12 protein-coding genes are annotated in these 11,559 nt (G+C 68.1%); 6 read left to right on the forward strand and 6 right to left on the reverse strand.

From position 1 onward, the window contains the following. Positions 1–5 precede the first annotated feature (5 nt). Complete coding sequence (locus tag E9228_RS16090; protein ID WP_166781545.1) at positions 6–2,411, forward strand: polysaccharide lyase 8 family protein; 2,406 nt, start codon at positions 6–8, stop codon at positions 2,409–2,411. A 21-nt stretch (positions 2,412–2,432) separates the two neighbouring features. Here E9228_RS16090 and E9228_RS16095 read toward each other — a convergent pair whose 3' ends face one another. Beyond that, positions 2,433–2,684: a hypothetical protein gene (locus tag E9228_RS16095; RefSeq protein ID WP_166781546.1), complete on the reverse strand. Its 252-nt coding sequence runs from the start codon at positions 2,682–2,684 to the stop codon at positions 2,433–2,435. A 488-nt stretch (positions 2,685–3,172) separates the two neighbouring features. Between E9228_RS16095 and E9228_RS16100 the strand changes: the two genes are divergently transcribed. The 3 genes from E9228_RS16100 to E9228_RS16110 all read left to right on the forward strand — a co-directional run bounded on the left by E9228_RS16100 (position 3,173) and on the right by E9228_RS16110 (position 5,870). Beyond that, positions 3,173–3,775, forward strand: coding sequence for a helix-turn-helix domain-containing protein (locus E9228_RS16100; RefSeq protein WP_134194766.1), 603 nt, complete (start codon positions 3,173–3,175; stop codon positions 3,773–3,775). Beyond that, positions 3,772–5,151, forward strand: a complete 1,380-nt coding sequence (locus tag E9228_RS16105; protein WP_166781547.1) for an MFS transporter — start codon at positions 3,772–3,774, stop codon at positions 5,149–5,151. Before E9228_RS16100 ends, E9228_RS16105 begins: the two co-directional genes overlap by 4 nt. Before the next feature lie 80 nt (positions 5,152–5,231). Next, positions 5,232–5,870 (forward strand): HAD family hydrolase, encoded by a 639-nt coding sequence (locus tag E9228_RS16110; RefSeq protein WP_252728412.1) that lies wholly within the window; start codon positions 5,232–5,234, stop codon positions 5,868–5,870. A 779-nt stretch (positions 5,871–6,649) separates the two neighbouring features. On the opposite strand, the gene E9228_RS16115 is transcribed toward E9228_RS16110, so the two are convergent. The 4 genes from E9228_RS16115 to E9228_RS16130 form a co-directional block, all read right to left on the reverse strand. Then, positions 6,650–6,868, reverse strand: a complete 219-nt coding sequence (locus E9228_RS16115) for a hypothetical protein (protein ID WP_166781549.1) — start codon at positions 6,866–6,868, stop codon at positions 6,650–6,652. Positions 6,869–7,010: 142 nt separating this feature from the next. Further along, a complete protein-coding gene (locus tag E9228_RS16120; protein ID WP_071275925.1) occupies positions 7,011–7,217 on the reverse strand; it encodes a tautomerase family protein in 207 nt (68 codons plus the stop codon). 39 nt (positions 7,218–7,256) lie between these two features. Continuing rightward, positions 7,257–8,159 carry an SDR family oxidoreductase gene (locus E9228_RS16125; RefSeq protein ID WP_166781550.1) on the reverse strand — a complete coding sequence of 301 codons (903 nt, stop codon included), beginning with the start codon at positions 8,157–8,159 and terminating at the stop codon, positions 7,257–7,259. Continuing rightward, entirely contained in the window at positions 8,159–8,899 is a 741-nt protein-coding gene (locus tag E9228_RS16130; RefSeq protein WP_208386374.1) for an SDR family oxidoreductase, read from the reverse strand. The genes E9228_RS16125 and E9228_RS16130 overlap by 1 nt, the downstream gene beginning before the upstream one ends. Before the next feature lie 96 nt (positions 8,900–8,995). Here E9228_RS16130 and E9228_RS16135 point away from each other — a divergent pair, with 96 nt between their 5' ends. Both E9228_RS16135 and E9228_RS16140 read left to right on the forward strand, forming a co-directional pair. Continuing rightward, complete coding sequence (locus E9228_RS16135) at positions 8,996–9,721, forward strand: TetR/AcrR family transcriptional regulator (RefSeq protein ID WP_166781552.1); 726 nt, start codon at positions 8,996–8,998, stop codon at positions 9,719–9,721. Continuing rightward, positions 9,718–10,218, forward strand: coding sequence for a VanZ family protein (locus E9228_RS16140; RefSeq protein ID WP_166781553.1), 501 nt, complete (start codon positions 9,718–9,720; stop codon positions 10,216–10,218). The genes E9228_RS16135 and E9228_RS16140 overlap by 4 nt, the downstream gene beginning before the upstream one ends. Positions 10,219–10,532: 314 nt before the next feature. Here the strand turns inward: E9228_RS16140 and nrdF are convergent, their stop codons facing one another. Then, the gene (gene nrdF, locus E9228_RS16145) at positions 10,533–11,534 is read right to left on the reverse strand and encodes a class 1b ribonucleoside-diphosphate reductase subunit beta (protein ID WP_056119980.1); all 1,002 of its coding nucleotides are present in this window, start codon (positions 11,532–11,534) and stop codon (positions 10,533–10,535) included. Positions 11,535–11,559: the final 25 nt, after the last annotated feature.

An 11,559-nucleotide genomic window follows, 5' to 3' on the forward strand; every position in this document is an offset into this window, starting at 1 on the left:
CCGTCATGACCGACTCCACACCCACCGCCGGTCCCTCCCGGCGCGCCGTCCTCGTCGGGGCAGCGGCCGTCGCCGCCCTCGCCGGCACCCGGTCACTCCTGCCAGGAGGAGCCGCCCACGCTGCCGGCACCACTCCGGCTCCGCCGTTCGCGACCGTGCGCTCGCAGTGGCTCGCCACCCTCATCGGCGACGTCGACCTCGCCGACCCGGTCGTCGCCCGGTACGTGACCGACCTCGCCGCGGCGGCGAAGCCCCTGTGGGACAGCCTCGACACCGGCGCCGGTCGGACGTTCCTCTGGGCCGATCTCGACAGCAGCTCGACGTCGGCGTTGCAGACCACGGCCATCGGACGGATCCGCACCCTGGCGTTGGCGCTGAAGACCCCCGGGAGCGCCCTCACCGGTGACACCGCGCTCGCAGCGGACCTCGTCTCGGCGTTGGACTGGTTCCTGGCGCACAAGTACGGCGGTGGAGTCGGCCGGTACGACAACTGGTGGGACTTCCAGATCGGCATCCCCCTGGCGCTGAACGACGTCTGCCTGCTGCTGCACGATCAGCTGACGGCCACGCAGGTCGGCACCGCGATGACGGCGATCCGGAAGTACGCGCCCGACCCGCGGGTGACCGCGGAGATGACCTCGACCGGCGCCAACCGCAACTGGGCCTGTTCGATCGCCATCATCCGTGGTGCCCTGAGCGAGGACGCTGCCGTGATCGCCGACGCGAAGAACGCGTACGTCCCGGTGTTCGACTACACGACGAGCGGCGACGGCTTCTACCCGGACGGCGGATTCGTCCAGCACGAGTACTACGCGTACACCGGCAGCTACGGGTTCTCGCTGCTGCAGTACCTGACCTACAGCATGCTCGCGGTCCGCGGGACCGAGTGGGCGTTCACCGCGTCGCGACTCCAGCGCGTCGTCGACTGGGTGGAGGAGAACTTCCGCCCGTGGATCCACGCAGGGGCGTTCATGGACATGACCCGCGGCCGGGCGCTGTCGCGGTTCTACCAGACCGACCACCGCCTCGGACACCTCACGGTGGCGACCCTGGTGCAGCTCGCCGACGTCCTGCCCGCCGCGGACGGCACCGCGCTGCGATCCGTGTGCAAGGGGTGGATCGCCGCCGACACGACCCAGCCCTACTTCGACCACGACGACATCCCCATCGAGCAGGTCCGGATCCCGTCCGTCGTGCGGGGGCGCGCTCTCGTCGCCGACGAATCCGTCCAGACGGGGTCCGAGTCGACCCGGTCCGTCGTCGCGACGTCGATGGCCCGCGCAGTGCACCGCCGATCCGGCTTCGCGCTCGGCATCGCGATGGACAGCACGACCATCAAGCCGTACGAGACGGCGAACGACGAGAACCTGCAGGGCTGGTACACCGGCGAAGGCGCAACTTACCTGTACCTGCCGGACAAGCCGGGCCACTGGGCGAACCAGTACTGGCCCACCGCCGACAAGTACCGGATCCCAGGCACCACCGTGCAGGTCAAGCCGCTCGCCCTCGGCGCCGGACGCGGTTCCACGAACACCTGGACCGGCGGTGTCGTGCAGGACGACGTCTCCGCCGTCGGGATGGGCCTGTCGTTCGGCAAGCAGACCCTGCGCGCGCGGAAGTCGTGGTTCGGCTTCGGCGACGTGGTGCTGCACCTCGGAGCCGGGATCACCAGTTCCGACGGCGTCCATGTCGAGACGATCGTCGAGCAGCGGAACACCGGGCCCGACGGGCAGACGGTTCCGGTGGTCGACGGCCGCGCGACACTGACCACGACGAGCAGCACGGCGACGACGCTGACGCCGCGCTGGGTACACGTACCCGGCACCGGCGGCTACGTCTTCCCTGCCGGCACGAGCGTGCGTGCACTCCGTGAGGACCGCACCGGCAGATGGACCGACATGGACCACCGCGGGACGTACGAGGACGACACCGCCTACACCCGCCGGTTCGTCACGTTCTGGCTCGACCACGGCGTCGACCCGACGAACGCCTCGTACTCCTGGCTCCAGCTCCCCGGAGCAACGCAGGCGCAGGTGTCTGCCGCTGCCGTGTCGGACGACGTGGCGGTCCTCGCGAACACGGCGAGCCTCCAGGCTGCACGACAGGCCAGCACCGGCGTCACTGCGCTCAACGCGTGGGCGAGCGGAACCGCCGCGATCGGTGGCGTCCGCATCGACCGCACAGGATGCGTCGTCGTGAGGCGAGACGACGACGGCATGGCTGTCTCGGTGAGCGACCCGACCGGGAAGCTCACCGGGACAGTGACGGTGACGATCGATGGCTCTGCGGGGACAGTTCTCGAGACAGACCCTGGGGTGAGCGTCACGACCGGCTCGCAGTCAACCGTCGTCCGGGTGGACGTCACAGGTTCAGCCGGCCGCACCGCTACGGCACGGTTCGCTCCGGCATGACCACGGAAGTGAGCCCTCCGGTCAACTGTCATGTGTCATCTGTCCAGCCACGCAGTGCGGCTGGGGGCCGAGAGCGCGGAGGTGTGCTCGGTGGCGCTCGTCCGTGAAGGCCGACCCGCAGCAGTGCCAGGGCTCCCCAACAGACTCTTCCATCGTCTTCTTGATCGCGCTCGCGTCGCGCTCGAACAGCACGCGGACCTGGTCGGCAGCGTCAAGCTCTGCCACGAGCGCACTGGTCTTCTCGAAGATCGACGAGAAGGGCAGTCCGATCACCTCCGCCTGTTTCCGGGTGCGCGGACGGGTCCGAAGCGCGAATCAGCGCTGCGGCGAGCAGCGGCAGGGTCGTGTCGGTCCTCGCTGACCAGCAGGCGACCTGGCCGAGCGCGATCAGGTGATCGGCGGCAAGACCGGTGTGCACGGCCTCCCAGTGCTGACCACTTCCGGGAGTGAGGTCATCCGATGCCGAAGCACTCATGTGGATCAGTGTGCCAGCCAACCCGCGGGTGACCGAGAGACGGTGGGCTACCGAGACGGTCGACACCGTGCCTGGACTGGCCAGGCGTGGCAGGTTCTGCCTGCTGAGTCATCGACGGCACGTTCGAGAGCCTTCGCCCCTTGCGGTGGATCAGAGCACCTTGTAACAAGCGGCTCTCACGCCTCAAGCGCTCAACCCGTGCGTCCGGTGCGACCTGGTCACTAGCGACTTGAACAAGTAGACAAGATCCGTTGCGCAAGAACAGTTGCGCAACTAGCCTACTCGTATGGCCTCTCGCGACACGCTCCGTTCGACCCTCACCGACGCTGCTTCGATGAGGGTTCTGGCCCATCCAACGCGCCTGCGCCTTCTCGGATTGCTGCGCGAGCGAGGTCCCCAGACTGCGGCGCAGCTCGGCGACGTCGTCGACGAGGCTCCGGGCACGGTCAGCTACCACCTATCCAAGCTCGCCGCGAGCGACCTCATCCAGGCGGCCGAGCCGCAAAGCGCCGACCGGCGCGAGCGCTGGTGGCAGGCTGCAGCACCCCTCACTTCGTGGGAGCCGGCCGACTTGCTCGACGACCCAGCTCGCCTCAGCGCATCGGCCGCCCTCGAGAAGTCGATCGTCCAGGCGAACGCCGCGCGCTACCTCCAGTACGTCGACGCCAGACCGGCTCTGCCGCGGGAGTGGGTCACGGCAGCGGCTGGCGGCGACCGCGCGATCCGCCTCACCGTGACGGAGCTTGCCGCCCTGCGCGCCGAACTCGAGTCCGTCGTCGACCGCTGGGTAGATGTCGGCGCCGCACACAGCCCAGACGCGGGAGACGGGGCCGAGACGGTCGTCCTCGCCTACCACGCCTACCGGCACCCAGGTGGTGCGGGCGCGTGACTAAGAACACCCCGCCCACTGAAACGCCCGCTCCCGACGAGCGAAATGCGTACGTTGACGCCACGCAGAGCGACGCATCCGACGAGGGTGGCGACGGCAAAGCCGGTACGTCGACTCGCGCGGCCCGCACAGCCCTCTCCGCCCTCGTCGCCGCTCACGCGGTCTCGCAAACCGGCAACGTAGTCACGGCCTTCGCGGTGCCCTTCTACGTCCTCGCACTCGGCGGCTCAGGCGTCGAGATCGGCGTCGCCGCAGCGTTTGCGACCGCGCCGGTGATCATCGGCGGCCCGCTCGGCGGAGTCGTCGTCGACCGGGTCGGCCACCGTCGCGCCGCAATCGTGGCGGACGTCGTGAGCGGCGCCTCCGTCCTCGCGATGCCGGTGTTGGCGCTGACCGTCGGTCTGCCGTTCTGGGCGCTGCTGACGCTGGTCTTCGTGGGAGGCCTCCTCGACACCCCAGGGCAGACCGCCCGCCGCGTGATGCTGCCGGCCCTGACCCAGAAGGCTCGTGTCCGTGTCGAGCGCAGCGTCGGCCTCCTCGACGGATCCGAGCGCTTCGCGAAGCTGGTCGGCGCCTCCCTGGCAGGCCTCCTCGTGGCGGCCATTGGGCCAATCGGGTCGCTGTTCGTCAACGCGGCGACCTTCGCGGTGTCGGCGGTACTGACATGGGCGCTCGTCCCTCGCGACGCGAGGGCAGCAGAAGCAGACACAGGGATCGGGGACGCGCGGCGCGAGTCCTTCTGGGCCGACCTCACAGAGGGTGCTCGTTTCGTCGTGCGGGACCCGCTGATGCGGCTGCTGGTCGGGCTGGTGCTCATCACGAACCTCCTCGATGCCGCTCGCGGGTCGACCCTGCTGCCCCTCTACGCCAACGACCGCCTCGGAGGCGCGGCAGCGCTGGGGCTGCTCGTCGCGACCATGGGTGGTTGCGCCCTCCTCGGCAACGTCGCCTTCGGTTTCATCGCCCACCGGGTGCCGCGGCGGGTGACGTTCGCGGTGTGCTTCACACTCGCCGGCGGGCCGTCCAGTCTGGCGTTCGCGCTCGGAGCGCCGCTGCCCGTGCTCGTCGCAGCGACCGCGCTGGCAGGGCTCGCGGCGGGGTCGCTCAACCCGATCCTCGCGACAGTCGAACTCGAGCGGGTGCCCGAGCACATGCGCGGACGCGTCTTCGGCCTCATCAACGCGGGAGCGTGGGCTGGCGTCCCGTTCGGCGCCCTGCTCGGCGGGCTCGCCGCCGACACGATCGGACTCGCTTTCGCATTCGGCATCGTCGCGGCGGCTTACGTCGTGACGACTCTCACACCGCTGACAGGCGGGTCGTGGCGGCTGATGGAGAGGGGCAACTCAGCGCACCACGTCAGAAACGATCGTCCCTGACCTGTCCGGCGACCGACCGGCTAACGGGACAGCGGAAGTGGTGTGCGCCTGACTACGCTCCGAGAATGAGCACACGAGGGATGGTCTTCTTCGATATTGATGGCACGTTGATTCCGTCGATGTCGAGCAGTAGCTTCCTTGCCGAGCGTCTCGGACACCAGCACGAGCTCGACGCCGCCGAGGAGCGCTACGCCGCTGGGGAACTGACGAACGAGGAAGTCAGCGTCATCGACGCCGAAGGCTGGCGTGGTGTGGAGACACGTGTCGTTGCCGACTGGCTCGACGATCTTCCCCTGATCGACGGGATCGATGCGGTGGTCGCCTGGTGTACGGAGCACGATGTCGAGCCCGTCCTTGCCTCCCTTGCGTGGCAGCCGGTGAGTGAGGCGATTGCGAAGCGTCACCACTTGACGATGAACGGCGGCCCGCGAGTTCAGGTGGTCGGCACCGTCTATGACGGCACCGTCGCCGAACACTTCAACGAGTACGACAAGCGAGACCGCGCACTGCAGCTCGCGGCGGAGCGCGGAGTCCCGATCGACCAGTGCTGCGCCGTCGGGGACAGTCGCTCCGACATCCCTCTGTTCGATGCGCTGCCGACCTCACTCGCTCTGAACGCCGGTTCGACGGCACGCGCCGCAGCTACCGCCGCCGTTGACACCAAGGACCTCCGTGACGTTCTTCCTTGGCTCGAGGCGTGGAGACGCGACTTCCGGTGAGTCCGGTCGACCATCGGCTATCGGACGCACCCGAAGCTTGGGCTACCTGCGCTTGGCATCCCGGTGGGATCGGAATCTGTAAAGGACGTCCGTAACAGCTGCTCCGCCAGCTAGGACGTAGAAGCTGACCGCGGCTACGACGGACCAGTCGGTATCCGAGGCGGCCAACGACACAATCCAGCCAGCCAGGAGCGCGGTCATGGCGACTGCCCCCAGGGCGGTTGAAACCCACTGGTCCTTGGTCATCGGCCCTCCTCCTGCAGCCACACTCTCACATCGCTAGTGGAGAGGAGTGTTGGCCTCGACGGGCGAGACGGCGCGCCAGATCGTTCGACCAGTACCGCGTCGTGACGTGGCTGCGACCGCTAGACCATCGGCTTACGGCTTACGGCCTCCGGCAAGGACTCCCGAGGTCCTGGAACTAGCTGTCTAGTAGAACAACCCAGATCGTCATCAAGACTCCTACGACAGCGGTCAGCGCCATCGCGCTCCAAAACCACGGGGCACCTGGTCTGCGCAGCAGGCTCCCTTGCCCAAATCCGTACTCGCGAACCGTCAGTACCGCGGATCGCACGAAGAGGCCGAGCGCGCCGAGTAGGACAAGCACGAGCGCTGACCAGGTCCACCAGGAGAACTCCATGGAGTCAGACTGCCGCAGACAACGCGGCTTCGCATGAAGAGCGTTCGCTCGGTGATCGGCATGCTCGACCGCGTCCCGCGTCCCGCGTCCCGCGTCCCGCGTCCCGCATGCCGATGGCTCACCGGGCGGCAGTCACCCATCAACGTCTCCGACGGTCTTCCAGCCTCACCGCCAGCGAGAATCCGACCACGAAAATGGCCCAGCCGACGACTGGCACCAGGTTGCCGACCGACGACGTGCCCACCAAACCCAGAATCGCAAAGAGCAACGCGAGTACCCCGAAGACGATCGCGACGATGAACCACCGGCGCGTCCTGCGCCAGGACCCCTTATTCGGCGCACCCTCGGGCCTGCTCACCGCGACACAACCATGTCGGCAGCGTACCGACAGCGCCTGTCCGGTAGCGGATCGCTACCGGACATTGTCACGCCGTCTTCTCAAACTGGTGACGAAGGGACCCGGTCTTCCGGGTCCCTTCGTCTGCGTGTGGTCAGGGGACTCAGACGCGGCCGAGCATCGCCTCGTTGAGGATGGTGCCGCCGAGCATCCAACCTCCGTCGGCGACCTCGTCGAGGATGACGAGGGTGGTGGGGCGTGCTCGCTCCCCGTAGGCGTCGACGATGGCGTCAGTGACGGCGTCCTGCAGCTTCTTCTTTGACTCGGCGGTCAGGGTGTCAGCGGGGACCTTGATGTTGGCAAAGGGCATGGTGTTCCTCTCGGTGGGGTTTCCCGGGCGGTCCGGGGGTCAAAGTGCGGCGTTGGAGGAGAGCAGGTCCTCGATGCCGACGCGGTGGTAGAACTCGGCGCGGATGCGGTCCGCGACCGCTGAGACGACCTCGCTGCCGTCGCGCGAGGGGTCCACGTGGGTCCGGTAGGGGCGGGTTCCCTCTGGGAGGCTGACCACGCGGACGATCTCGTCGGCGACGTCCTGCACGTCGGCGTCCACCGGGACGATCGCGGCGAGGCGGTCGGTGAGGTCATGCCGGAGCGCCCCGTACTCCTCGTCGTGTGCAGCGACTCGGGCGGCGTCCGTCGGGACCGCAGCGTTCGTGAAGTGGTTCGTTCCCGAGGTGAAGGCTCCCGGGACCACGATGGTGGTGTCGATGCCGAAGCGGACGAGCTCCGCTGCGTAGCTCTCGGCCAGGGCGTCCATGCCGGCCTTCGCCGCGAAGTAAGGCGCGAGGAACGGCGGGTGTCCGCCGCGGGTCGACGAGCTGCCGACCCACACGACCAGTCCTGAGCGGCTGACGCGCATGTGCGGCAGGACGGCGCGGGCGACGCGTTGTGCGCCGACGACGTTGACGTCGTAGAGGGCCGTGAACTGCTCGGGCGTGAACGCTTCGGCCGGGCCGTAAGCCATGTGGCCGGCGTTCTGCACGAGGACGTCGATTCGCCCGTGCAAACGGACGACCGCGTCGACGGCGTCGTCGACGGACTGTTGTGACTGGACGTCGAGCTCGACGGCGCTGAGCTGCAAGCCCTCGCGGATGGCGCGATCCTCGAGCTCGGTGCGAGCCGTCGCGTTCCGACGGTCGACCGCGCGCATCCCCGCGACGACCACGTTGCCAGCCCGCGCGAGCGCCTCAGCCGTCAGCCGACCGAAGCCGCTGGACGCACCCGTGACGAGGACAACCCGTGGAGCGGTCATCAGACCATCCCGCCGTTGGCGCGGATGGTCTGGCCGTTGACCCAGTGGCCGTCGGGTCCGGCGAGGAACGCCACGACCGCCGCGATGTCCTCCGGCATGCCGAGCCGCTCGAGGGGCGGGACCTTCGACAGCGTGTCGATCTGATCCTGGGTCTTGCCGTCGAGGAACAGCTGCGTTGCCGTCGGTCCTGGGGCCACCACGTTCGCCGTGACGTCCCGGCCGCGGAGCTCCTTAGCCAGGATCAGCGTCATGCCTTCGACGGCGCTCTTGCTCGCGACGTAGGCGCCGTAAGTCGGGAACTGCGTCCCGACCACCGAGGTTGACATGCCGACGAACGTGCCGCCAGCCCGGAGCCTGCGCGCCGCCTGCTGCGCGACGACGAAGGTCCCGCGGATGTTCGTCCGGTGCAGTGCGTCGAGGACGTCGAGGTCCTGGTCGGCGATCGTCGACAGTGCGAGTCGTCCGGCGGAGTGCACGACGACGTCGACGCCGCCGTGGTCGGCCTCGACCCGATCGAACATCGCGGCGACTGCGTGCTCGTCGGCGACGTCGGCCAGCACGGCGACGGCGCGACCGCCTGCTTCCTGGATCTGCTCGACGGTGGCGGCGGCCGCGGCCGTCCCGCTGGCGTGGTTCACGACGACCGTGAAGCCGGTCGCCGCCAGCCGGGTCGACACCGCGCGGCCGATGCCGCGTGAGCCCCCCGTGACGACTGCGACGCGTTCTGGAGTGCTGCTCATCATGCTTCCTTTCACTGATATGCACCGAGCATTTCGATGCTACGCAGAAGCTAGCACAGATACGATCACCGATACCAACTGCGCTACCATTGCTCTATGGCCCGATCTGACGAAGCACTCCGGAGCGCGCTGCTCCGCGCGGCAGAGGAGCAGCTCGTCGCAGCTCCCGACGGCGACATCGCCACCCGTGCTGTATGCGAAGCAGTCGGCGTCACCCAGCCCGTGCTCTACCGCGTCTTCGGCGACAAGCGCGGGCTGCTCGACGCCCTCGCCGACGTAGGTCTCGAGCGGTACGCGGCCAGGAAGGCCGAGCTCGAGGCGTCTGACGACCCGTCGGCGGACCTGCGACGCGGCTGGGACGACCACCTCGCGTTCGCACGCCAGCACGCCGCGCTCTACCGACTGATGTTCGCTCCCCGGCCGTGGGCCAGCAGCTCGGCGCGCGACGGAGTGACCGCGCTCCTCGAGCGGACGCTGACCCGCTGTGCAGCCGCCGGCATGCTCCGTGTCGACGTCAAGGTCGCGGCAACGATACTGCTCGCCGCGAACGTCGGGCTCGCACTAGATGGGATGAGCGCGAACCGCCAGGACGACTCCGACGAGGTCGCCGACGCGCTCCGGGACGCGGTCCTCAGTGCCGTCCTCGTGCAGCCGCCCAGCCCGGAACACGGTGACGTCGACGCGGCCTCCCGTCATCAGCTCCGCGCGCGACTCGAAGCAGGCAGATCGAGCCCGTTGCTCCCGGAGGAGTCGGCACTCATGCGGGTGTGGCTCGACCGACTCGACCACCACGCCCACCACGACCAAGACGGCTCCGAATGATCTCCACGTTCCTCATCGAACACGCACCCCTGGTCCGAGCGGCATTCTGGGTGACACTCGCCGCCGCCGCCGTCCTCGCCTGGTTGCTCCACCGCCTGCGGCTCCGCGGCATCCTGCTGGGCCTGTCCGGGGTGTCGCTCGTCGCGGTGCTCGTGCTCACTCTGCTCCCCGACGGCACGCGGCCGGGCGGCGTCACCTGCACCGTGCAATTCTCCGTCCCGTTCCAGGGCCTCGAGACGCTCGCCAACGTCGCACTCCTGCTGCCGCTCGTGCTCTTCCTCGGAACCGCGACGAACCGACCGCTCACGATCCTTGCCGGCGCGGTGGCGCTCTCCGTCGCCATCGAGGTCGTACAGGCCCTCGCGCCGGCACTCGGTCGTCGGTGCGACACGAACGACTGGTTCATGAACACAGTGGGAGCGCTCCTGGGTGCCGTCGTCGCTCTCGTCGTTTGCAGGATCGAACGACGTCGGACGACCGCCGCCGTCGCCGGGTGACCGACGGGCGGAACGCGGAGGACGAAGAGCTCGACACCCTGCGCGGTCGCTGCTGGTGAGGGCGCGATGTGCGCGTGCTCGCCGCCCCGCGGGGAGGGGCGCGAAACGGTCGTCCCGACGCGTCTCGTAAGCCGGTCACCCTGCGGACACAGTCTCCGACGGCAACCGCCTCACGGCCGTCCCGTCTCACATACCCCGTCCGAGACGGATCTCGATGAGCGTCCGCTATCCGGCCATGTCAGCGACGGCGCCCGCGAACCGAGAACGCCCCGCCGGCCGAAGCCAGCGGGGCGTCCCCACGAGTCAGACCGAGATCAGAAGTCCCAGTCCTCGTCCTCAGTGCTCTCGGCCTTGCCGATGACGTACGACGAGCCCGACCCCGAGAAGAAGTCGTGGTTCTCGTCCGCGTTGGGCGACAGCGCCGACAGGATCGCCGGGTTCACGTCCGTCGTCTCCTTGGGGAACATCGGCTCGTAGCCCAGGTTCATCAGCGCCTTGTTGGCGTTGTAGTGCAGGAACTTCTTGACGTCCTCGGTCAGCCCGACCTGGTCGTAGAGGTCCTGGGTGTACTGGATCTCGTTCTCGTACAGCTCGAACAGCAGGCTGAACGTGTAGTCCTTGATCTCCTGCTTGCGCTCCTCAGAGGCGCCCTCGAGCCCCTTCTGGAACTTGTACCCGATGTAGTACCCGTGGACGGCTTCGTCGCGGATGATCAGGCGGATCAGGTCAGCGGTGTTCGTGAGCTTCGCGCGCGAGGACCAGTACATCGGCAGGTAGAAGCCGGAGTAGAACAGGAACGACTCGAGCAAGGTCGACGCGACCTTGCGCTTCAGCGGGTCGTCACCGGTGTAGTAGTCGAGGACGATCTGCGCCTTCTTCTGCAGGTTCACGTTCTCGGTGGACCAGCGGAAGGCGTCGTCGATCTCGGGCGTCGACGCCAGGGTCGAGAAGATCGACGAGTAGCTCTTGGCGTGCACCGACTCCATGAACGCGATGTTCGTGTAGACGGACTCCTCGTGCGGGGTGATCGCGTCGGGGATCAAGCTGATCGCGCCGACGGTGCCCTGGATGGTGTCGAGGAGCGTCAGACCCGTGAACACGCGCATGGTGAGCTGCTGCTCCTCCGGCGTGAGGGTGTTCCACGACTGCACGTCGTTCGACAGCGGCACCTTCTCGGGCAGCCAGAAGTTGTTGACGAGGCGGTTCCAGACCTCGACGTCCTTCTCGTCCTGGATGCGGTTCCAGTTGATCGCGCTGACCGAACGGATCAGCGGGACGGCTTTGCCGGTGGCGTGGACCGGGTCGGTGAGAGTCATTGCTTCTTCCGGAATTGAGATGGTG

Source organism: Curtobacterium salicis (assembly GCF_011759505.1).
Taxonomy (GTDB): Bacteria; Actinomycetota; Actinomycetes; order Actinomycetales; family Microbacteriaceae; genus Curtobacterium; species Curtobacterium salicis.

What these genes read in the sequence shown, in the direction of transcription:
- E9228_RS16125 (WP_166781550.1), bottom strand. Translation starts at nt 8,159, where the DNA reads ATGACCGCTCCACGGGTTGTCCTCGTCACGGGTGCGTCCAGCGGCTTC.
- E9228_RS16140 (WP_166781553.1), top strand. Translation starts at nt 9,718, where the DNA reads ATGATCTCCACGTTCCTCATCGAACACGCACCCCTGGTCCGAGCGGCA.
- E9228_RS16090 (WP_166781545.1), top strand. Translation starts at nt 6, where the DNA reads ATGACCGACTCCACACCCACCGCCGGTCCCTCCCGGCGCGCCGTCCTC.
- E9228_RS16130 (WP_208386374.1), bottom strand. Translation starts at nt 8,899, where the DNA reads ATGAGCAGCACTCCAGAACGCGTCGCAGTCGTCACGGGGGGCTCACGC.
- E9228_RS16110 (WP_252728412.1), top strand. Translation starts at nt 5,232, where the DNA reads ATGGTCTTCTTCGATATTGATGGCACGTTGATTCCGTCGATGTCGAGC.
- E9228_RS16120 (WP_071275925.1), bottom strand. Translation starts at nt 7,217, where the DNA reads ATGCCCTTTGCCAACATCAAGGTCCCCGCTGACACCCTGACCGCCGAG.
- E9228_RS16100 (WP_134194766.1), top strand. Translation starts at nt 3,173, where the DNA reads ATGGCCTCTCGCGACACGCTCCGTTCGACCCTCACCGACGCTGCTTCG.
- nrdF (WP_056119980.1), bottom strand. Translation starts at nt 11,534, where the DNA reads ATGACTCTCACCGACCCGGTCCACGCCACCGGCAAAGCCGTCCCGCTG.
- E9228_RS16135 (WP_166781552.1), top strand. Translation starts at nt 8,996, where the DNA reads ATGGCCCGATCTGACGAAGCACTCCGGAGCGCGCTGCTCCGCGCGGCA.